The sequence below is a fragment of the Candidatus Zymogenus saltonus genome (assembly GCA_016929395.1).
Lineage (GTDB): Bacteria > Desulfobacterota > Zymogenia > Zymogenales > Zymogenaceae > Zymogenus > Zymogenus saltonus.
Map to the genome: position 1 here is coordinate 1 of JAFGIX010000068.1, position 22,760 is coordinate 22,760.

The window sequence follows — 22,760 nt, forward strand, 5'->3', positions numbered from 1 at the left end:
CTTTCTTTAACATGACACTATAATAAAAAAGTCCTCGCTAAAAAACGAGGACTTTGTCAACAGTCTGAGGCGCACCAGCGTGCGCCCCTATTACTATTACTTTACATACTTAATATCATCGATTTGAATTGAAGCCGTCCTCTTTTTCCTACGTTCAATTCAAATCAAGCAATCCCGATTCACGCCCTCCCAATCCGCTTGAACCCCAACGTCCCCGTTAGAATCGTCAGCAGGCCGATAAAGAAGAGTATCGATAGCATCCCAGTCCTCAGGGAAGAAACGTCGGAGATGGCGCCGATAAGCCACGGGAAGAGGAGAGTCCCTCCTCCCATGAACATCATCAGAAAGCCGGTGATGGTGCCCAGCGTCTCCGGGAACCTGTCCGTCCCCAGGGCGACGACCGTCGGGAAAATCCCCGAAAAGGCGAGCCCCAACGCAAGGAGCGCCCCCCCGGCCGCGGCACCCGACCTGGAGAAGATGAACACGCTAAAGGCCAAGACCGAGAACAGGGTAAGGCAGAGGAGGAGCCGCTTCCCCCCGATCTTCTGCGCTACCATAAACGTTATGAACCTGCCGAAGGTCATCGCCAGCCAGAAGTAGGTGAGAAACGAGCTCGCGGTGATCTTGGGGATGTCAAGATTTGTCTCCATGTAGAGGACCGACCAGTAATTGATACCCATCTCCGAGCCGACGTAGAGGAGAATCATCGCCCCCAGGATAAGGGTATACGGATTCCTCATGATCTTGAAGAAGTAGGAAAAGTCGATCTTATCGGAGCTGACCTTTTCCGGGTATTTTGTCAAGAGCTGGAGGATCAGGACAATAACCGAAACGAGGGCTATTACCTGATAGCCGAACCGCCAGCCGAAACCGCTCTCGACCAGGTATCCCATCAGGATCGGCCCGACGAGGGCGCCCACGCCGAAAAATCCATGGAGGAGGTTTAAGGCGGCGGTCCTCCTCTCGGCGTAGATACCGGAGATGATCGTGTTTACGACGATCTCGATCAGACCCCCGCCGAATCCCACCATGAAGAACGCAAAAAGCCCCACAGGGAAGCTTCCAAAAACCGAGAAGGTAAACAGGCCCAGGGTCAACAGGAGCTGGCCCAAAAGCCCCACGCTCTTTACGCGGTATCTGTCCACGAAAAATCCGCCGGCGAGCACGGAGATGATCAGCCCCACGGAGAGAAACGTGGTAAAGAGCCCCAGCTCCGACCCGGTCAGCACTATCTCGCCCTGAACCTCCTTCAGGGCCGGCCCTATGACCGTGAGAGATATGCCATAGGTCATCAGCGAAATGTAAGAGTTTGTGGTTACTATTTTCATTGGATCAACTTTTACAATTAATTGAAAGACTTGAAAAAAATCAATATTTTAATCCAAACAGCCCAAAAAAAACTTTTCTCCATTTAAAATCCCTGAACGTTTAAGGACTTAAAATTGGAAAAAAGCTTTAAACAAAGTGAAAATTTGCGTAAGGGCTTAAACCTACTTGTCAAAGGTGATTTCGAGCTGACATGTTTCATCGCCCCTGGCCATGCACAGCGTCTCCTTGATATTGATGCCGGTCACTCCCGACCAGGCCGCCATGCCGGCCACGAAATCAGCTTCGATAATGCATATCGTGCCCTCGGCCTTTACACCGACGCACCAGGGGCAGTCGGGCATATTCTCGATTATCTTGTCGTCTTGAATATCGATGGAAGTGGAAGTCCCGAACATCTGAGTAACGTTTTCTATATATGTTTTCAAGACCAATTTGAACCTGTCGACGGGATCGAGCCCATCCATGTCAAGCTGCCCGATTCCGAAGAGCCCGGGGAAAGTCTCCATCATCTGTAAAAAGGACCTTTTCCCCGCTCCCCGAATAACGGATTTAAAACCCTTCTCCCCAAAAATCTCGATAATGGAAGTAAATATCGTGCTGAAGGTCTCCACCGGCTCTCCGGGATTGTAGTCAGCCGGGGGATAGTTGCCGACAAGCCTGTCAAGTCCCTTGTATTTGAGGACGGTGTTAATGCCGTTTTTCCCCAATAGCTCCTCCAATTCGGTCAGGATGAAGTACATCAGGCTATTTGGAAGCTGTTTTTTTGGATCCATTTTTATTCTTCCTTTTTTATGTTTTAACCTACAATTACAAAAAGAGTTTCATGCTATCAAATACTTAAACAGCGGCAACAGCAGTAAGAATCATAAAAAAATGTTGTAAATATACATAAAGGCTCAAATCTCGAAATGCGCATCCATTATATCAAAATTTAACAGAACCTGCTTCGGGATTAGAAGGTCTCAGGATATTTCTTACGCGCACCTGAAGTGAGACTCGTCAAACTCCTCCTTTCCCTCGTACTTCTTGGCGATCTGATCCATGTAGAAATCGTAGGCCCCGTCGACGAATTTCACCCCGCATTTTGTAAGGGCGCCCTTAAGGTCTTCCACGGTTGGAGGGCAGCCCTTCACCTCCAAAGCCTCCTTGATGTTCGGGTTGTCCTTGTTGGCCTTTATGATGCAATTCCCCAGAAGGATCGTCCTGTCGTACCCGAACCTCCCCAGCATCTTCTTTCCGCTCAATATCTCGAAGTTCGAGAAGGGATTGTCCTCGCCCCCCTGCCCCCCCTGCATCTTTGCCGAGAGAATAAAGATATTTGCGATATTGACCACGGGAGAGCACCCTGTGCAGAGGGTGGTGTCGTATTTCGGCACGGCGACCCCCTTGATCCCCATCCTGTCGAAGACCGTTGGGCCGGTGTTTCCCTCGTTCCAGCTCCAGTCCCACTTGACCGGTTTCTTGACCGCCTCTATCTCCTCCCCAACGACATCGTAATCGGCGATGTCAAGGGATTCCTCGAGTCTCTCGGAATAGTACCTCAAATGGTCTATCTCTTTTGGATCGATTCCCATGAGCGTTGTGCCGGTTACGTCCGCCGCGAGGATGTCTTTGGACGCGACGATCAGGTTCGCCCGATAGGCGTTTCCGGTCACCATCGGCCCCTTCTCCAGAACGTAGATGCCGTCAAGGACGGTGAGGTCAGGGTCGATCTTCTCGGCGATAAGGGATATCGCCATGTTGAGGTCTATATCCGGGTGATGACAGAGCCTCTTGGAGGCGGTCTTGAGACACCCCTTCAGGTTCTTGAAGCCGAGAGACACCTTAGTCTGGGCGTGGGTCTTCATGACCGGCAGGTCGATCAGGAAGTCCACGTTCAGCACGTCCTCGGCGATCGAGACGGTAAGACCCTCCGTCAGCTCGATCTTCTGAGAATCCGACTTGTTTAGGTCGACCAGCTTCACGCCGTAGCGCTTCACCATCTTCTCGTAGCCGAGCTTTTCCATGACGAAATCGCTGTCCGGCGTGTCTTCGTATATCTTTACGGCGCCCTCGGCTATCGTGATATCCCCTATTCCGAAGTCCTTCAGGAGTATCACCATGTCTTCCACCATCCTCGTTGTAGTAAAGAAGCCGAAGGGGGGAAGGTAGTGATCGTTATCCCAGGTCAGGGCGTTCGGCTTTATTATGACGGAGTCGGTGGTCTTCAATCCCGAGAATCCGTCGGACAGCTCGATCGCCTTCCTCAGTGATACCGTCGGGTTTTCGTATTTAACGATCGCGACCTTCCTCTTTTCCATCTCCTTTGCCATTTTTCACTCCTCACAACATTTTTAATAAGGTGTTTCAATCGAGCGCTCTGATCTTTCAGCCTGCCGACCTGTTACCGAAACGGTCCGCCGCAGCCGGCCTCAAGGCGACCTACTAAAAAGAGACCTCAGCCCCGTGCTTCTCCATAAAATCGAGGTATTTCTGTATCTTGACCGCGGTACTGGCCATCCTCGCCGCAGAGGGAAAGGCCGGTATGTTCACTTCCCTCAGCTTTTCTATAAACTCCGCCCTGGCGCACTCCGCCTCGGGGCTGTTCTCATATATCCTCGGGAGTATCATCGCCGTCGGTTTTCCGACCTTGGCGATCCCCTCGACCAGGATGTTCACGCTGGCGTCCCAGGCCTCCGGGGCCATTGCCTTTACCATCTCCGGGTACTGGCACCCCATGACTATGTCGATATTCGGGTCCTCGGCGGCGAGCGCCATCGAGTTGGCGAAGATATTAGGCGCAAATCCGAACATCCCCAGGTCGATTGGATTATTGGTCGATGTGTTCACCGAGGATATGTCCGCCCCGATCTTCTTCTGGATACCCTCCGCCAAGGACGGAACGAAAAGCCCGTTTAAGGACACGCCGTCGGTAAGCTCGACGGAGCTTCCGCCCCCAGCAACGGCGACCACAACGTTTTTCCCTCGAGGCTTGAATCCGAGCTTCAACGCAACCATGACATCCGCCAGCTCATTCTGACTCTCCACGTTGATGACGCCGAGCTGATCCATCACCGAGTCCCAGACCTTGGTGGGCACCGCGACGGCGCCGGTGTGGCTGGAGGTCGCCCTCGCCCCGTCCGCAGACCTTCCCCCCTTCCATAAAACCAGCGGCTTTCCCCTTTCGAGGACGATATTCCTCACGATCTTTTTAAACCGCTCCCCGTCCTTAACGTCCTCCACGTAGCCGCAGATGAACTTTACCCTGTCGTCCTGGCCGAAGTACTCGAGGAAGTCCTCGATCTTCAGATCGGCCTGATTTCCAAGGCTGATCACCTTGTTGAAATTAAGGCCGAGGGAGAGACCCCTGATTGTGAAGTTGAGGGCGTGACCGCCCGACTGGGAGAAAAATCCGACTTCTCCCACGACGTCCCTGTGAAGTTGGGCGTAGTAGGCAAGCCCGCGCTCCGGGCAGTGTGGACCGATGCAGTTGGGCCCGACTATGCGGGTCTTCCTCCCCCTGATGATCTCAAGGAGCTCCTCTTCGAGCCTGTATTCCCCCATCTCGGAAAAGCCGGACGTGAAGACGAGGACGAACTTCACCCCGGCGGAGACGCAGTCCTTAAGCACATCTCTCACCTTCTCCCGCGGGAGCATGATGATGGCGTAGTCCAAATTTTCAGGGACGTCCTTTATGTTGGGGAAGCAGGGGACTCCATCGATGTCATTATATTTTGGATTTACGGCGTAAAGCTTCCCCTTGTAACACTCCTTCAGGCTGTAAAAGAAACCGGCCCTGTCCCTGATGACATTGGGCGACGCGCCTATCACGGCGATAGATTCCGGGTAAAAGAGGGGGTCTAAATTGATACCATTTTTTTTGCTCATGCTTTTTCTTTCAATTCTACTTTAACTCAACATTTTTCAGCGCAGTGTCACGCAATCAACAATTTGATACTGAACAGAGGGATTATATCAAAGGGTGGGGCTATGTCAAAATAATTTCGTAAAAAATTTTTACCAAATCAATTTAGGCGGGTTAATTGTATAAAAAAACGGTGCAATTAGTCGTTAGCCTGAAATATCCAAAGGAGGGGTTGATTTCTAAAATTCTCATCGGCCTTCCTGAAATACTTTTATACAACAATATCGAACAATATAGGCTTCAAGCTTCAGGCATAAAGCTTACAACTTCGGCCAATTGATTCATTTTCCATCCGCCTTTTTCCGCCCCGACTCCAGGCATTTCCTGCACTCGTCCTTGTTCAGGCCGTGCTCGCAGAAATAGCCGAATTTCTCTATGAACTCCACCCCCGCCATCGGGCAGCCCTCGACGTACTCGATATACTTTACCAACCTATCTAGGACCACATCGTCAATGATATGCTCTATGCGACATGCGTTTCTTTCTGCGGTCTCCTTCTCGATGCAGAGCACCTTGTTCAGAAAACGGGAGATGATCTCGTGGTTGTTTACGAGCCTCTCCGCCACCCTCTCCCCCTCCGGGGTAAGGGTTATGACCTGATGGGGATCGTAGTTCACAAGCCCCTTCTCGGCAAGCTTCTTCAGGGCGCCCGTAACCGAGGGCATCTTCACATCGAGAGCGTTTGCGATGTCCCTCACCCTCGCCACGCGGCTATCCAGTATAAGGTGGTGAATCACCTCGAGGTAGTCCTCCATGTTGGAGCTCAGATTGTGATCTTCGGAGTGATCTTCGGACATATCGCCCTCCTAAAAAACCATCCTTAACAAACCATGTCTAATTATATTAGATATAACTAACAATGTCAAGCTAAAAACGACTTCGATTCGGGAATTTTGCCTTGGAACTTTAAGAATTTTCTATCCTCGACCGAACCGGGAGAGACAAGATCAAGTTTAGCATGAAAGGATTGACTTTAGAACGGTGGGATTGAGTCGAAAACTACATCACCGGGATATTCTATATATTCGGCGTTTTCTTGCAGCACCACATTAAGTTATAGATCCTGTCACCACCAATCCCACACCCCCCTCCCCCTCCGTCACTTCAGCTCGTACTTGATGGGAACCTTGAGGTTGAGGCTCCTCCTCCTCAATTTCTCCGGTATCGGCGGATATGGGGCGGCCTCGAGGATCGTTTTCAGGGCGGCCGTGTCGAGTCTGTCATGCCCCGAGCTCAAAACCACTCTAACGTTTGCCACTCCCCCCGAAGCATCGAGGAGGAAGGAAACCGTGGCCGTCCCCTCCTCGTTGTTGAGCCTGGCCGCCTTCGGGTAGCGCTTCTTCCTCTCAATCCTGTCTCGAATCTTCAGGATATATACGCTCAATATCTCCGCCCCGGCCCCGTCGGCGTCCGTGCCTCCCGGAGTCGTTTCAGCGAGCTCGGCCTCGTCTCCGCTTTCCCCCTTGACTTCCCATTCCTCGGCCGCGGCGGGGCCGGCCTCCTCCGCTGCGGTGTTGACCCTCCTTTTCTTTCTTTCGGGAGTCACCCTCGCGCTATCCAGCTCGGGGCGGCCGTCCCCTGTAATCTCGATCTCCATCGCCGTTATAGTCCCCGCCTCCGGCCCGTGGGAGATCGTCATCAATACAGGAAAGAGGAGAAAGATCAAAAAGAGGTGAAACAGCATGGAGATGGAGAGGTACGGAATGTGGCTTTTTATACCCCCCTTCCCTTCCCCTTTCAAATGATAGCGGAGACCGTCTCCCCCGATTCTTGGATTTTCCCCTCTATCTTTCATCATCCTCAAGCTTCGATCCTCTCCCCGGTGGACTTGTCAAAGAGGTGAATCTCTTTATCGTTGAACGAAAGGGCGACTTTATTTCCGGGCGCGGGGATCAATGCGGCCCTATCGGCCCCCATCCTGATCGTAACCTCGGCGTCGTGGGCGGTTGCCGTTATGTGGCTCTCGTGGCCCAGCTCCTCGATGTACCTTGCCTCCCCCTTGAATCCGCCCCACCTCTTTTTACCCCCTGAAATATATATATCCTCCGGCCTTATCCCGAAGATTACGCCGGAGGGATCTCCCTTCATTTTTTTCGCAAGCATCTCAGAGAATAATCTGTGAAGCCCCGTCCCCGGCTCGATGAGGTTCATCTGGGGGCTTCCGATGAAGCGGGCGATAAAGACGTTTTTCGGCTTATCGTATATCTCCCTCGGGGTGCCCACCTGCTCGACGGCGCCGTCCCTCATCACGGCGAGGAGTTCCCCCATCGTCATCGCCTCGGTCTGGTCGTGGGTGACAAGGATCATGGTACCGCCGACCTCCCTTATGATCCTCGTTATCTCGGTGCGCATCTTGGCCCTCAAAAGGGCGTCCACGTTGCTCAGCGGCTCGTCCATCAGAAATAGGCTCGGTCTCTTGACGATCGCCCTGCCTAACGCCAGCCTCTGCCTCTCCCCGCCGGAGAGCTGCCCAGGCTTCTTCCTGAGGAGGGCGGAGATCCCGAGAAGCTCCGCCGTCTCCCTCGCCCTCCCAACGGCCTCCCTTTTACCCATCCCCCTTGTCGTCAGGCCGAAGGTCAGGTTTCTCTCGACCGTCATGTGGGGATAGAGGGCGTAGTCCTGAAAGACCATGGCGATGTTTCTGTCCCTCGGGCTTTGGTCGGTGATGTCGTCGCCGTTGAGGAAAACCCTCCCCTCGTCGGGAGTTTCAAGTCCGGCCACGACCCTCAAGAGCGTCGACTTGCCGCAGCCGGAGGGCCCCAGCGCGACTATGATCCGATGCCGGTCGACCTCGAGGTCCACCGACCTCAGCGCCCGGGTAACGCCCTCGCCCCCAGACCTCCCCCTTCCGGTCGTCCCGTAGCTCTTGGATATTCCTTTTAGTTTCAGGTAACTCATAATTGAACTTTTCATAGTAAAACTACAGTCTCCCTTTGTCAAGATTATACTCCCCTCAGAAAGTTCTTCAAATCGGCCGCGTAATGCGATAGACTTACAGAGTTTTAGGAAACAGTATGGAAAAAACAAAAAAGGATAAAAGTGAACACAAAGCATTAGCCGTCTCCACTTTCGCCGAGAACCTCCTCAAGCCGGTGGAGTTTGCCTCCAAGGACGACTTTCAGAAGATCGACACCGTGAAGGGCCTGGGCAAAACGGCGGAGAGGATCGTGAGGGAGATGGGGGGCGCCGCCGACTTCGAGAGGTGGGACGGCGAGGTAAAAATGCTCGGCGGGCTCTTCTCCGGCTACGATTCCGCCCCGCGGGAAAAAAGGCGCTCCATCCTTGAGGAGGCAAGGGGAATACTTTTAAAAATCGTTTCGGGGGACTCCGAGGCGGATTTGTCCGGGGCCGAGGAGAGGCTCAAGACGCCGGTAACCTTCGTCAAGGGAGTGGGGCCGAAGCGGGCGAAGGTCTTCGAGAAGAAAGGAGTCAGTACTGTCGAGGACCTCCTCTACTACTTCCCCCGCTACTACATAAACATCAGGGGTGTCAAGAAGATAAGGGAGCTCAAGCTCAAGGAGCGGGCGGCGCTGGTTGTGGAGGTCGTGGTGGCGGGGGAGAAGTTCACGTCTAAAAGGAGATACAAGAGGATAAACGAGGTGATCGTCACCGACGGCACCGACCTGATGACGCTCGTCTGGTTCAACGCCCCCTACGTCAAGGGTCGCTACAAGGTCGGGATGCGCCTTCTTGTCACCGGGATCGTGTCCGAGTTCAACAACAGGAAGAGCATGGCTCACCCGGACGTGGAGCCGTGGGAGGAGGAGGCGGATCAACTCGGCTCCGACATCATCGGGAGATACCAGCTCCCCGAGCGGATGAGGCTCATGACGGTCGTCAAGATAGTAGCGGAGGCGGTAGACAAGTACTCCGACTGTCTTATCGACGGCGTCCCGGAGGATGTGAGAGTAAGAAACAGGCTCATCCCCCTCAAGGAGGCGGTCAGGATAATCCACAACCCGGCCTTGCCGCCGGAAGGCCCAAAGGACACTCCTGACATCGAGGACGGCTCGTGGCTCCCTATAAGGTCGGTCGCCATGGACGAGCTTTTCATTATGGAGCTGGGACTCCTCCTCAAGAGGAGAAAGATCATCAGGTCGCCCGGGAGGAGCTTCAACGCATCGGGAAGGCTGATGGAGGGCTTCATGGAAAACCTCCCCTTCTCCCTGACGTCGGCCCAGAGGAAGGCGCTTGACGAGATCACGGAGGACATCCGCTCCCCCCGAACGACCCACCGACTCCTCCAGGGGGACGTGGGGTCCGGAAAGACCGTCGTTGCACTATTAGCGGCCCTCAACGCCGTGGAGGAGGGCGCCCAGGCGGCGTTCATGGCCCCTACCGAGATCCTCTCCGAGCAGCACTTCAAAAACCTCGAGGGGAGGCTTGCTAAGATCGGGGTCAAGTCGGCCCTCCTGACCTCGTCTGTGAAGGGGGCCGAGAGGGAGGCCGTCCTCGATGGGATAAAGAGCGGGGAGTTAAAGATCGTCTTCGGAACCCACGCCCTCATCCAGGAGGGGGTGGAGTTTTCCGACCTCGGGTTTATCGTGGTGGACGAGCAGCACCGCTTCGGCGTCATGCAGCGGGGCGCCCTTAAAGAAAAGGGGAAGAAACCGGAGGTCCTCGTGATGACCGCAACCCCGATCCCGAGGACCCTGGCCCTCACCGTCTACGGCGACCTCGACATAAGCGTGATAGACGAGCTTCCCCCAGGGAGAAAGCCGGTAAAGACGCTGCTCTTCGGCGAAGATCAAAGGAAGTCGGCCTACGAGGTAATACTGGGCGAGCTCAAAAAGGGGAGACAGGCGTTCGTCGTATATCCGCTGGTCACGGAGTCCGAGACGCTTAACCTGAAAAACGCAACGGAGATGGCCGAAAACCTGTCGAGCGTCTTCTCCGATTTCACCGTTAGGCTGATAACGGGAAGGATGAAGGGCGGCGAGAAGGAGGAGGTCATGGACCGATTCGTTAAGGGCGAGGTGGATATCCTCGTCGCGACGACCGTCATCGAGGTGGGGGTGGACGTCCCCAACGCCACGGTCATGGTGGTGGAGCACGCCGAGAGGTTCGGGCTCTCCCAGCTCCACCAGCTGAGGGGGCGCGTGGGGCGCGGCGGCGACGAGTCGTTCTGCATCCTCATCTCCGACTACCGCGTGACCGACGACGCAAAGAGGCGCCTCGAGGTGATGCTCAAAACGACCGACGGATTCATCATCGCCGAGGAAGACCTGAAGATCAGAGGGCCGGGCGAGTTCATGGGGACGAGGCAATCGGGAATTCCGGCCTTCAGGGCGGCCGATCTTATCCGCGACTACGACACCCTCCTCACAGCAAGAGCCGAGGCGGAGGCCCTGATAGAAAAGGATCCGCTGCTTTCCGACCCCGCCCACCACGAAACGAGAAGGGTGCTCCTCTCGCGCTTCGAGGGACGCCTCTCGTTGATGGACATCGGCTGAGTGACATACGGCGCCGGATATAGTATAATGGAAGAGACCGGTTTTTTCCGGCTAATAGCGTTATGACTATGCAATAAAAAATAAAGAGATAAAAAACAGATTTCCTATCAATATTTCATTTTTTTCTAATATTTTCATTTGACAATATCCGTAAAAAATGTTAGAAATTTCCAACAAATAAAAATATTCCACTTTCAATCATTCCAAAGAACGGCTTTTATCTAACTGGTATAAATTTGTTACAATTAAGGTTGTCTATCGAGTACAGAAGCAATCAAAACAGGAGAGGGAGCATAAAAAAAATTCAGCTTTTTTAAGAAAACACTCCAATTAAGAGGAATCTTTATGACATACTGGGAAATTTATAAAATCGGGGGAAAGGGAAAGATCAATATCCTGATGATCGAGGACGATACCGGTTACGCCAGGCTTGTTAAGGAGATGCTCGATAAAATAGAGGAAAGTCCCTTCGATTTCAAACGTGTTGAAAACCTCGAAAAGGGCCTGAAAATTATCTCAAAGGAGGAGATAGACGTAATCCTCCTTGACCTTCTGCTGCCGGACAGCGAGGGATTGTTCACCTTCCTTAAGACATACAGCGCCGCTCCCGATATTCCAATTGTAGTACTGTCCAGTCTCGAGGACGACGAGACGGCGCTCCTGGCCATCAGGGAGGGGGCGCAGGATTTCCTGTATAAAGGCATAGTCAACACAAACGTGCTCGTTCGCTCGATTCGGCATTCCGTCGAGCGCAAGAGATCGGGGAAGCTCTTGACCGCCGCCCGCGATATACTCGATTCGCTTTTAGAAAAGAAGACCACTGAAATAGAGGATCTGAAGAAAAAGATCGAAGACTCCGAGAAGAAGAGGAAAAACCTCGAAAAAAAGCTGAAGGAGGCAAAGTCGGAGATCAAGGCGCTCAAGGGGTGAGGGCTGAATTTAAGGGAATCAAGCAATAATTAATAAGGAACGGCCATATTTAGGAGTGAGAAAGAGAGGCGATATTTTGTGTGCCGGGAGTGGGGGGCGTTGTTTAATGGGTGCCGATGATATTTATAATGGGGGAGACGGGCCTTTAATGCTTCCTCGCTCAACCGATCGGGCGCTGGGGAGTAAATTCAATCAAACCGGACGATTTTTAATTCTGATTAGTTTACAATTTTCCAAATGTATAAAGGCCCGGAGGCAGTGAGCCGCCGGGCTTTTCAGTTCTTTTTTTACCCGCCTAATGTTAAATCAGGCCGAAGGGCCAACTGAACGGGCCCAGCATAAAATAAAATGCACCTGTAAAGAAACCAAACCATCAATACTTTATCCAAGAGCTTTTCGTCATGAGGTTCAGGGGAAGAAACGTACTAATGGAGAGAGAAATACTCTTTATCCTCAGGGTCATCTAAAAGTCTTCTACTTTCAAAAAGGATGAAAAGCCGCCCACTCCCGCCCACCCACTCCTTAAAAACCGGCCCGGGCGAGATTAATCGGCCGACATTGGAATCATTAAGATTTTAGACACCGAAATCCCGCCCGATCATTCAGGGAAAACCGGGAATGGTTTCCAATATCGCAGAATCCTAATATCGACCTGACGGCCTGTCGATCGACGTTAATGGTCAATACAGAATATGGTAGCTTCATTCCGATTTGATCAAAAGGGGAGCCGATCAATTCTGACCGATACCCCCCTTATTACACCCTTATCAGCCACCGACCAACCACCCCAACTACTTTTCTCCACCCTGATCAATCACCGACCGATGGCTCCCACCCCAACTACTTTTCTCCACCCTGATCAGTCACCGACCGATGGCCCCCACCCCACTACCTTTTTCCCACCCTAATTAGCCATCAACCAATGACCCCCTTCCCTTTTTTCCAGCCCGATTAATCAACATCAATCGCCCCCATCAACCGTCCCCAACATCAACCGTCCCTCTTTTCCAACCCAACCAATCAGTACCAACCAATGACCCCCTCTACCTCTTTTCCACTTTGAAATAGCAGGTGTCGGCTCCCATTGCCTTGCACGTTATCTCCCTGATGGTGTACACACCCCTGCCGAAGGCCCAGTCAAGACAATACTGGGTTGTTCCCTCGTATACGGAGCATATTACCCTGTCAGTCTTGTATTCCTTGCACAAAAGGCAGTCGGGGCAATCGAAGTCCACCAATCCGTCATCCCTCTCCACGACCTTTCCCTTTCCGGAAGCGGCACAGAAGATATCCATAGCCCTGCGGAACTTCTCTTTTTCCTCAAGATCGTTAAAGGCATCGAGGATATGACCGATCTCCACGGCGTATTTTAAATTGGTATATCCTATCCTTCTCCAAATGCCTATTGCCCCATTTAAACCGAGAAGGTGGGGCAGTTCGTTGTAAATCTTCGCCTGCTCCGGAACCGTCAGGCACGGCTCCCAGCTGTAGTCGGGGGGCTCTTCGTACAATTGGGTAAATCCAATATTTCTGAAAAGTATCCTCGCACCGTTATCGCCGACAATCTCGTGAATTCCATCAATCACAGCTCGAATAGCCATATTTGTCGCCATCTTAACCTCTTCAGAAGATCCTACAGAATTTCCTCTATCTTTTTCAGTATCCGACATTTTCTTCTCACATCGCGATTTGAATGATATTAATATTTTTAATATGATTCAACTATATATACCATTTTGCAGTAAATATCCAGTTTTTTTTCAAATTTTTCGCACATTCCTTAAATTTTCCAACGAAAACCGCCCCCCTAAAAGTACACCCACAGCTCACGACCACAGCGATACGGCCCGTTGTAAGCCCCACTTAAAAGCCATTATTTCTAAAATCATCGATCCAACATGGTTACAACCTGATATCCCTTGTTGATCTCAACGCCTTCATGTTCAGCGGATTCAAAAGGACGGGGTTGACCCTCTGAAGCCAGTAGCTCAAGCGGGCGTAGAGGGGGAAGATAATGATTCCCCTGTTTTTCGATACTCCCTTTAATATCCTTCGGGCTGCTTTATCCGAATCCCAGATCATATGTTTCGGCATATCCTCCACGTTTTTTTCGTGGGCCTTAAGATCCACATTTATTATGGGAGCCTCAAACATGCCCGTTCTCACAAATCCAGGACAGACCACGCTTACCTTGACCCCCAGCCCTTTTCCCTCCATCCTCAACGACGTCGAAAGCCCCACCACCCCGTGTTTGGTGGTTATATACGGGATGATCGCCGGTACGGGCGTAAGTCCCCCCAAGGATGCTGTGTTGACGATATGGCCGTGCCCCTGCTTTACCATCTGTTTGTAGGCGAAGACGGTGCCGTAGAGCACCCCCATAAGGTTCACATCGATCTGTTTCAGCCAATGCTCCAGATCGAGATCCCGGGCCTCCCCCATGATCAATATCCCCGCGTTGTTGAAGATATAGTCGAGGCGCCCCCGCTCCCTCACCGTGTCCTCGATAAGACCCTTGACCTCCTCAGGCTTGGTCACGTCCAGCCTTTTAATATGGAGCTTTCCCCCCTCCCCCCCGATCGCCTTGGCGGTATCTTTTAGACCCTCGAGGTTGACATCCCCGCAGACGACCTGGGCGCCCCGCCGGGACAGTTCCACGGAGAGCGACCTCCCCATCCCCGAGGCGGCCCCCGTTACGACAGCGACCTTGTCCTTGAATCTATCCACAATAACCTCCATAACGGTATAAAGAGTCTAAATGATTTTATATATAAATCCAATGGAGCCGTGCGTTATAAAATCCGCTTGATAATACAAAAAAGATCTCTGCAAGTCAACAGTCCCGACGCTAAAAGATATTCGGCAAAACAGAGGTGCAAAGAAATTATGGGACACACATATCGGAATAGTCTACGGGTGCCCCTTTGCTGTGCCCCGACAATCCGGGCGGTCTCCCCGGCTCCCCTTTTGACTACCGCATCTCCTTTTTTATTGAAAATAGGAGGCGTGTAGTATAGAATTGTCTAATCCAAAACGACGATTTAGCTATGAAAAAAAACGAAGATAAAAGAAGGGTCGTGATTACGGGACTCGGGACCGTAAACTCCGTGGCAAAGGGGATCGGGGAATTTGTCTCCGCCCTCAAGGCCGGAGTCTGCGGGATAGGGGAGATCACCGTCTTTGATACCGAGGGGTCGAGGACAAAGACCGGGGCCGAGGTCGCCGATTTCAATCCCAGGGCGATTTCTCCCGGCATCCCCGCCGGTTTCTCGACAAAGCGAATGTCCCGCTCCGACCTTCTGGCGATGGCAGCGGCAATCGAGGCCCTTCACGACTCCGGCCTCTTTCCCGTGCCGGATAGCCTGAGGGAGGAAACCGGGTTGGTCATCGGCGGGGGGGCCGGCGGGATACCGGAGGCTGAGAAGCTCTACCGCGAATACCTCGACCGCGGGGCCGATGGGGTGAAGTTCTCCCGGCTCGCCTCTCTCTTCTCCGCGTCATCGGCGGATCACATCGCCTCGAAGCTCGAACTCATGGGCCCGAAGACCACCTTTATGACCGCCTGCTCCTCAGGGGCGACCGCCATAGGCTACGGCAGGGACCTGATCAGGGACGGACTCGCAAAGGTGATAATCGCAGGCGGAACCGAGCCCCTCTCCATGATAACCTATGCGTCGTTCAACTCCTTAAGATCCGTCGATCCGGAGTACTGCAAACCCTTCGACAAGAACAGGCAGGGATTATCCCTCGGCGAGGGGGCGGGGATGATGATATTGGAGCCCCTCGAAGACGCGCTGGGGCGCGGCGCCAAGATATACGGGGAACTCTTGGGCTACGGCATCACCTGCGACTCCCACCACATGACCGCCCCGGACCCCAAGGCCTCGGGCGCGGCGAGGGCCATGCTGGAGGCGATGAGGGACGCCGGCATCGCTCCCGACAGGGTGGACTACATCAACGCCCACGGCACCGCCACCCCGGCAAACGACGTGGCGGAGACCAACGGCATCAAGGCGGTCTTCAAGGAGAGGGCCTACGATATCCCGGTAAGCTCGACGAAGTCGATGATAGGACACACCTTGGGAGCGGCGGGCGCGCTGGAGGGGCTGGCCTCGGTGCTGGCTATATACCACGGGTTCATACCGCCTACGATCCACCTGATGGAGCCCGACCCGGAGTGCGACCTCGACTACGTAACCGAGGGGGCGAGGGATAAAAGCCCCGACATAGTCCTCTCGAATTCGTTCGCCTTCGGCGGCAACAACACGACGGTCGTCTTCGGAAGGTACACGGAAAAGGGGATCGCAAATGAGTAGGCGGGTCGTTGTAACCGGAATCGGGGTCGTCACGCCTTTGGGCATCGGGAGGAAATCGTTTACCGAAAGGCTGATGGGCGGCGAATCGGCCGTCTCCACCATAAAGTCGTTCGACACCTCCCACCTCCCCTCCCACCTGGGGGCGGAGGTGGTCGACTTCGACCCGAAGGATTACATCGACGGCAAGGCGTTGAGAAAGATGGACAGGATCTCCCGAATGGCGGCGGCGGCGGCCTCGATGGCGGTCGAAGACGCAGGCCTTAAGATCAACGAGTCGAACAGGGACAGGGTCGGGATAATACTCGGTGTATCGATGGGGAGCACCGACGTCTCGATAAAGATAATCGACACGATCTTCAGCGAGGGGCCGACGATGATAAACCCGATCCTCGTTCCTAACACGGTAATGAACGCCCCGGCGGGCCACGCCTCGATCGTTCTCGGCCTTCGGGGGATAAACTCCACTGTGAACCACAAGGAGGCCTCCGCGGAGACCGCGACAGCCTACGCGGCCGGGGAGATAGCAAACGGCAGGGCCGACGCGATCCTGGCCGGCGGCGCCGACATCATATCTCCGTTTCCCTACGAGGTGTTGACGAGGTTCAGGGCCCTCTCCCCGGCGGGAGGGGGAAAGGAGGGGGCAAGACCCTTCGACAGGGGGAGAAACGGCTTCGTCTACGGCGAGGGGGCGGGCATCATCCTCCTGGAGTCGCTGGACGCCGCCCAAGAGAGGGGCGCCGAGATATTCGCCGAGGTGCTGGGCTGGGGGATGAGCGCCGCGCCGTCCGCCCCCAACGACTGGCCCGAAGAGACGGGGGGGACGATTCTCGCCATGAGAAGAGCGATAGAGTCAGCGGGCCTGAATTCAGGAGAGGTCGACTACATCTCCGCCTCCGCCAACGGCGGGAAAAGACTTGACCGCTTGGAAGCCGAGAGCATAGGGGAGCTCTTCGGCAGGTTTGACGGGAAAGCAAAATCCCCCATAGTGTCATCGATCAAGGGGGCGGTGGGGGAGAGCCTGAGCTCCGGCGGGGTAAGGTCGGCCGCCGCGGTGATCTCCTTGAAGTACGGGATTGTTCCTCCAACCCTCAACCTCAATGAGCCGATCGCGCCGTTGAACTTCGTCGTCGGTAAAAAGAGGATTGAAAATATCTCGACGGCTATGGTCAACGGCTTTTCCTCCGGCGGGACGTTCGTCTCGCTGATTTTCGGAAAATTTGACAGATCCACCAAATAGACGGACATTGATTAGGACGACAATCCAAGGTGGATTTCAAGGGCGCTCCGTTATTTAAAAAAGGGATAAAGTTAAAGGCAGGAAAAGGCAGGATAAAAATATGAACGTAGGAGAATGGGTAACGAAGAGGGCCATGATCGATCCCGATTCCGACTTCCTGAAGGAGGCGGAGCGGGAGGACAGGGCCTACACCAACCTGGAGTTCAACGAGAGGGTCAACCGGACCGCCCACGCCCTTATGAGCATAGGCGTTTCAAGGGGGGAGAGGGTCTGCGTTGTCATGCTCAATTCGTCAGAGTTTTTGGAGATATTCTTCGCTTTGGCTAAGATCGGCGCGATAATGGTCCCGATGAACTTTCGCCTGGCCGTGCCGGAGCTCGCCTACATCGTAAACGACGTCAGCCCAAAGGTCCTGATATACACATCAGACTTCGCCGACAAGGTCACAGAGATAAGAGGTCAGGTCGCCGTCCCGAACTACATCAGGCACGCCGGCGAGGACATAAAGGGTGACCCCCTCCTCTCCGACTTCGTGTCGCCCTTCCCCGCCGATGAGCTTAACGTCGAGACCGAGGTCGATGAGACGGACGTCCTGGTCATCATATACACCTCCGGAACCACCGGGGATCCGAAGGGGGCGATGCTCTCCCACAGGAACATCACGTTTATCGCCGTCCACAACCTTCTCGGATACGGCGTGAACAGGAGCTTCAAGTCCCTGGTCACGGCGCCACTCTTTCACATCGGGGCCTTGGGCGCCGCGGCCCTCCCCGTGATATACGCCGGGGGGTCTCTGGTTCTGAAGAGGTTCTTCAACGCCTCGGAGATAATAAAGCTCATCGCAAACGAGAAGATCAACTACATGTTCGCCGTCCCCGTAATGTACCAGATGATGGCGGAGGCGGCGGAGTGGAAGTCCGCCGACTTCTCCCACGTGAAGTACTTCATCGCCGGGGGCGCCCCCATGCCGATACCGCTCATCCGCGCATACCAGACCGAGAAGGGGGTCGGCTTCGCCCAGGGCTACGGGCTTACAGAGACGGGGCGGTTGAGCTCCCTTCCCATCGAGGAGACGATAAGGAAGGCCGGCTCCGCGGGAAAGGAGGAGTTCCACGTAATCATGAGGATCGTCGACAAGGAGGGAACCGACGTTCCCAAAGGCGAGGTGGGGGAGATAATCGTCAGGGGGCCGAACGTCTTTACCGGATACTGGAATAAACCGGAGGAGACGGAAAAGGGTTTTTCCGACGGCTGGTTTCTGACCGGCGACATGGCAAGGCGCGACGACGAGGGATTTATCTACATCGTAGGCAGAAAGGTCGAGATGATCATAAGCTCCGGCGAGAACATCTACCCCGCCGAGGTGGAGAGGGCGATCCAGTCGCTCGATCAGGTCAAGGAGGCCGCGGTCGTGGGGATGCCCGACCCGACAAGGGGCGAGGTCGGCTGCGCCTTCGTATTATTGAAAAAGGAAAAAGAGCTGACAGAGGAGAGGCTTATCGAGGGATTGGCCGACAAGATAGCCAAGTTCAAGATTCCGAAGAAGGTCGTCTTCGTGGACGATTTCCCGAGGAACACCTCGGGGAAGATATTGAAGAAAGAGCTGAAAAAGAGGCTTTAAAGGTGATGGTTCGGACGAATCAGCCTCATATGTTTTTTACCAAAGGAGAATGAAAAGGATAAAGCATGAACGTTGGAGAGTGGGTGTTCAAGAGGGCGATGACATATCCCGACGGCCCCTTCCTGAAGGAAGAGGAGCGGGAGGACAGACAGTATACAAACGCCGAGTTTAACAAAAGGGTAAACAGGATGGCCCACGCCCTTTACGGCATGGGACTTAAGCGGGGCGACAGGGTCGGGGCGCTCTTGCTTAACTCCTCGGAGTTCCTGGAGATATTCTTCGCCTGCGCCAAGACCGGGATAATCATGGTTCCGATGAACTTCAGGCTGGCGGTGCCGGAGCTCGCCTACATCCTGAGCGACTGCACCCCCAAGGCGGTCTTCTACTCCTCGGAGTTCTCAGACAACGTGATGGGGCTGAAGTCGAAGAGGGGGGAGATAAAGCACTTCATAAAGCACGGCGGCGAGGAGCTTCTCGAAGACCCGAACGTCAAGGACTTCGTCTCGAAATTCTCGGAGGAAGAGCCGACCCCCGAAACCGAGGTTATGGAAGACGACCCCCTCGCCATCATGTACACCTCGGGGACCACCGGCGATCCTAAGGGGGCGGTCCTTACCCACAAGAACATCATCTTTGACGCCATCCACAACCTGATCAACTACAGCCTTAACAGGAGCTTTCGGTCCCTCGTGTCGGCCCCGATGTTCCACATCGGGGCGCTGGCCGCATCCACGACCCCCGTCATATACGCCGGGGGGTCTTTGGTCCTTAAGAGGTTCTTCAACGCCTCGGAGATGCTGAGGCTGATAACCAAGGAGAAGGTCAACTACATGTTCACGGTCCCGGTCATGTACCACATGATGACCGAGGCGGAGGAGTGGGGGAGGACAGATTTCTCCCACGTCTACTATTTCTTCGCGGGGGCGGCGCCCATGCCGGTTCACCTGATAAAAAAATACCAGGACGAGAAGGGGGTGCGCTTCGCCCAGGGCTACGGCATGACGGAGACGTGCCAGATAAGCGCCCTCTCCCTTGAGGACTCCATCAGGAAGGCCGGCTCCGTGGGGAAAGAGGTCTTCCACATGACGATGAGGATCGTCGACGACGACGTTGACGTGCCCCACGGCGAGGTGGGGGAGATTATCCTGAAAGGCCCGAACATCTTTTCCTGCTACTGGAACAAGCCGGTGGAGACCGGGGAGGCAAAGCGCGGGGGGTGGTTCCACACGGGGGACCTGGGAAGGAGGGACGAGGAGGGGTTCCTCTACATTGTGGGGAGAAAGGTGGAGCTGATAATCAGCTCCGGGGAGAACATCTACCCCACCGAGGTGGAGAAGGCGATAACTTCCCTTCCCGAAATAAAGGAGGCGGCGGCGATAGGGATGCCCGATCCGAAGAGGGGGGAGGTCGTCTGCGCCTTTGTGATACTGGAGGAAGGTCAGAAGATAACCGAGGAGGAGATCGTGGAGCGCCTCTTCGGGAAGATCGCAAACTTCAAGATCCCCAAGAAGTTCTTCTTCGTAGAGGAGCTCCCGAGAAACCCGGGGGGTAAGGTGCTGAAGAAAGAGCTGAAGAAGATGCTGTGAGGGTTAGAGGGGTACGGCTGAAGCCTTCCACTGACAGGTTAGTGCCTGCCAGTGCCACCCGACGCCGGGAGTCCATGCCGTCATTCCCAGCGCCACTGGGAACCTATGCTGTCATTCCCGACATTGATCGGGAATCCAGCAAGATATTAAACTGGATTCCCGTTTCCCAACCTTTAACTGACAATTTGGCGCTTGTCAGTGCCACCCATTTATAGTAAAAAAATGAGGATTTGGGTGGCACGGACAAACTTGCATAATCATAATAACGTGCCCCTGTGAGGCTTTGTCCGTGTTATTTCTGCAACTCCGTCCTTGATCGAGCCACCCACTTACAGGCTAAAGCTTGTCAATAGAACCCTACACACAGAAACCCTCCCTCTGGATTCCCGCTTGCGCGGGAATGAAATGTTTTGTCATTCCCAACATGGCTGTGTATCTATACTGTCATTCCCAATTCTACTGGGAACCTTTACTGTCATTCCCTGCTTGACTGCGAATCTATACTGTCATTCCCAACTTGATTGGGAATCCAGCAAGATATTATTCTGGATTCCCGCTTGCGCGGGAATGACAGAATACTATTTCGCCAACCTCACTCCCATTCAGTCGACGCGAGGGCCTCTATCTCGTCTTTCTCCATACGAAATATCTGCCATTCTTTCTGGTGGCTCCCCTCCATCGCGTGGTAAAAGTCCATGGCGTCCACGTTCCAGTCGAGGACGGCCCACTCGAACCTCGCGCATCCCTTTTGAACCGCTATCTTCGCGAGCTCGACCATCAAGCCCTTGGCGACCGAGCGCCTCCTGTATTCGGGGAGGATGAAGATATCCTCAAGATAAAGAGCCGGTTTTCCCTCCCAAGTAGAGAACGTGAAAAAATAGAGGGCGAATCCCACGACCTTTCCGTCCCGCTCCGCCATAAGGCAACAGAAGTAGTTCAGGTCAGGGTCTTCGTTGAAGCCGTGCTCGATAACATCCTCCTCGGTTATCTTGACTGCTTCGGGCTCCCTCTCGAACTCGGCAAGTCCCTTGATCAGCCTCACTATGTCCCCGGCGTCCTCGGGGCGTGCCGCTCTGACATTTAACATTTTCCCCATTATTTATAACAACAATCATTTGTTCATAAAACCTAAATCGGACAACCGACCTTTTGCAATCCGATTGCGCAAACAATCAGAATCTCGCCCTGTGGTGTTCGGTGACCCCGAAGAAGTCCTCTATCTCGTAGGACACCCCCTTCGAATCGACAACCGTCCCGGAATAGGGTCCGAACGGCTGGTGATAATCGTCGACCAAAATCCCAAGGTTGATGTAGCCCTTCCTCTCCCCCATCGGCCTCATCACGAGGCTGCACTTGCCGTCGGTGGTCTCGATCTTCCAGGGCCTCGTTACGTCCTTCGCGTCGAAATCGAAGCGGACGGCGGAGAGCTTGGAGAGTTTCCCGTCCACCCAGAGGCAGTTCTCGTTGTAGGCCTCGTCGTCTATGGTAGTCATGTTTTTCACCAGGTTGATAGCCAGCAGCCGGCCTTTTTTGTCGTATCCGGCAAAGGCGGCCCACTGCCACCATGTGTTGAAGGGATAGTAGGTCTTCTGGATGTCGATTAAAATAATGTCCCTCTTTTCATTTAGAGAGATGCGCCTTTCTCCGTAGGTTATCTCCCCCCTCACCGGGACCGCCGCCTTGTGGGTGTACATCGGGCGGTTCTGGCCGATCGGCACCACCGATACGAGGGGCTGTATCTTGTTCAGGTCCTCGAGCATCTCGATCTCCGCCTCTATCCCCGGCCTCTTTTTCGTCCCCTTGATGCTTATCCTCGCCCGGTGCTTCCCCTCGCTGAGGCGGTTGTCGAACTCCATCCTGTAATTGCCCGCCTTGAAGCGACAATCGCCGTTGAAGAGGTCCCACGTAAGTTTGGCTACACCCCCCGGGACGTTCTTGTGGTGCTCGGTGAACCTGCCCGTGTTCCTGTCCAGAAAGTAGCAGAAGGAGACGCTCATGTACTTGCCGTTTATGAAGAAGAAGGTCAGGACGAAATCGCCCCCGATGAGCGCGTAGTGCTGCCACTCCTTGAGCCTGAAGTTGTTGAGAAAAGAGGGAAGCCCGGGGATCTTTATGTCCAGGAGGTTCAGATCGCGAAACGGCGTCTTGAAAAATCCCCACTCCACCACTTTACCGTTCTCCACAAGCCTCTTCGGGGTCTCTTTTAGTTTAAACATAATACTAACTCCTTATTAAATTATGAATCTACATTTTTGTTCTCTTTTTGTCAATTGTCAACACAATAAAAAAAACCAAATATTTTTGGTGATTGTAAAAGATTTGCCACCATGATAAGGTAAATCATGGACATCAAATCTTTCCAAAGTATTGTAAAAACAGAGAAA

General features: G+C 53.8%; 17 protein-coding genes. 6 read left to right on the forward strand and 11 right to left on the reverse strand.

The genetic code is table 11. The features are described from left to right. Positions 1 to 179 precede the first annotated feature (179 nt). The 7 genes from JW984_13175 to JW984_13205 form a co-directional block, all read right to left on the reverse strand. Positions 180 to 1,328, reverse strand: a complete 1,149-nt coding sequence (locus tag JW984_13175) for an MFS transporter (protein ID MBN1574142.1) — start codon at positions 1,326 to 1,328, stop codon at positions 180 to 182. A 162-nt stretch (positions 1,329 to 1,490) separates the two neighbouring features. Beyond that, on the reverse strand, positions 1,491 to 2,102 hold the full coding sequence (locus JW984_13180) for a 4-vinyl reductase (GenBank protein MBN1574143.1): 612 nt from the start codon (positions 2,100 to 2,102) through the stop codon (positions 1,491 to 1,493). Between the two features lie 201 nt (positions 2,103 to 2,303). Further along, positions 2,304 to 3,641 carry a DUF362 domain-containing protein gene (locus JW984_13185; GenBank protein MBN1574144.1) on the reverse strand — a complete coding sequence of 446 codons (1,338 nt, stop codon included), beginning with the start codon at positions 3,639 to 3,641 and terminating at the stop codon, positions 2,304 to 2,306. 112 nt (positions 3,642 to 3,753) lie between these two features. Continuing rightward, complete coding sequence (locus JW984_13190; protein MBN1574145.1) at positions 3,754 to 5,196, reverse strand: CoA-binding protein; 1,443 nt, start codon at positions 5,194 to 5,196, stop codon at positions 3,754 to 3,756. Positions 5,197 to 5,514: 318 nt separating this feature from the next. Continuing rightward, positions 5,515 to 6,030, reverse strand: a complete 516-nt coding sequence (locus tag JW984_13195; GenBank protein MBN1574146.1) for a metal-dependent transcriptional regulator — start codon at positions 6,028 to 6,030, stop codon at positions 5,515 to 5,517. A 302-nt stretch (positions 6,031 to 6,332) separates the two neighbouring features. Next, positions 6,333 to 7,031: an energy transducer TonB gene (locus tag JW984_13200; protein ID MBN1574147.1), complete on the reverse strand. Its 699-nt coding sequence runs from the start codon at positions 7,029 to 7,031 to the stop codon at positions 6,333 to 6,335. Between the two features lie 2 nt (positions 7,032 to 7,033). Next, entirely contained in the window at positions 7,034 to 8,131 is a 1,098-nt protein-coding gene (locus JW984_13205) for an ABC transporter ATP-binding protein (protein ID MBN1574148.1), read from the reverse strand. A 116-nt stretch (positions 8,132 to 8,247) separates the two neighbouring features. On the opposite strand from JW984_13205, the gene recG reads away from it, so the two are divergent. Both recG and JW984_13215 read left to right on the forward strand, forming a co-directional pair. Next, positions 8,248 to 10,686, forward strand: coding sequence for an ATP-dependent DNA helicase RecG (recG, locus tag JW984_13210; protein MBN1574149.1), 2,439 nt, complete (start codon positions 8,248 to 8,250; stop codon positions 10,684 to 10,686). 345 nt (positions 10,687 to 11,031) lie between these two features. Continuing rightward, positions 11,032 to 11,616, forward strand: coding sequence for a response regulator (locus JW984_13215; GenBank protein ID MBN1574150.1), 585 nt, complete (start codon positions 11,032 to 11,034; stop codon positions 11,614 to 11,616). Between the two features lie 1,043 nt (positions 11,617 to 12,659). On the opposite strand, the gene JW984_13220 is transcribed toward JW984_13215, so the two are convergent. Together JW984_13220 and JW984_13225 are read right to left on the reverse strand one after the other, a co-directional pair. Continuing rightward, positions 12,660 to 13,217: a hypothetical protein gene (locus JW984_13220; protein MBN1574151.1), complete on the reverse strand. Its 558-nt coding sequence runs from the start codon at positions 13,215 to 13,217 to the stop codon at positions 12,660 to 12,662. A 301-nt stretch (positions 13,218 to 13,518) separates the two neighbouring features. Continuing rightward, positions 13,519 to 14,343, reverse strand: a complete 825-nt coding sequence (locus JW984_13225; protein ID MBN1574152.1) for an SDR family oxidoreductase — start codon at positions 14,341 to 14,343, stop codon at positions 13,519 to 13,521. A gap of 320 nt (positions 14,344 to 14,663) precedes the next feature. Here JW984_13225 and JW984_13230 point away from each other — a divergent pair, with 320 nt between their 5' ends. The 4 genes from JW984_13230 to JW984_13245 all read left to right on the forward strand — a co-directional run bounded on the left by JW984_13230 (position 14,664) and on the right by JW984_13245 (position 20,376). Further along, entirely contained in the window at positions 14,664 to 15,932 is a 1,269-nt protein-coding gene (locus JW984_13230; GenBank protein MBN1574153.1) for a beta-ketoacyl-[acyl-carrier-protein] synthase family protein, read from the forward strand. Continuing rightward, on the forward strand, positions 15,925 to 17,169 hold the full coding sequence (locus JW984_13235; protein MBN1574154.1) for a beta-ketoacyl-[acyl-carrier-protein] synthase family protein: 1,245 nt from the start codon (positions 15,925 to 15,927) through the stop codon (positions 17,167 to 17,169). The genes JW984_13230 and JW984_13235 overlap by 8 nt, the downstream gene beginning before the upstream one ends. A 100-nt stretch (positions 17,170 to 17,269) precedes the next feature. Further along, positions 17,270 to 18,790 (forward strand): long-chain fatty acid--CoA ligase, encoded by a 1,521-nt coding sequence (locus JW984_13240; GenBank protein MBN1574155.1) that lies wholly within the window; start codon positions 17,270 to 17,272, stop codon positions 18,788 to 18,790. A 65-nt stretch (positions 18,791 to 18,855) separates the two neighbouring features. After that, positions 18,856 to 20,376: a long-chain fatty acid--CoA ligase gene (locus JW984_13245; protein MBN1574156.1), complete on the forward strand. Its 1,521-nt coding sequence runs from the start codon at positions 18,856 to 18,858 to the stop codon at positions 20,374 to 20,376. A gap of 592 nt (positions 20,377 to 20,968) precedes the next feature. Here JW984_13245 and JW984_13250 read toward each other — a convergent pair. Together JW984_13250 and JW984_13255 are read right to left on the reverse strand one after the other, a co-directional pair. Next, the gene (locus JW984_13250) at positions 20,969 to 21,463 is read right to left on the reverse strand and encodes a GNAT family N-acetyltransferase (protein MBN1574157.1); all 495 of its coding nucleotides are present in this window, start codon (positions 21,461 to 21,463) and stop codon (positions 20,969 to 20,971) included. An 85-nt stretch (positions 21,464 to 21,548) separates the two neighbouring features. Beyond that, a complete protein-coding gene (locus tag JW984_13255) occupies positions 21,549 to 22,592 on the reverse strand; it encodes a DUF2804 domain-containing protein (GenBank protein MBN1574158.1) in 1,044 nt (347 codons plus the stop codon). Positions 22,593 to 22,760 lie beyond the last annotated feature (168 nt).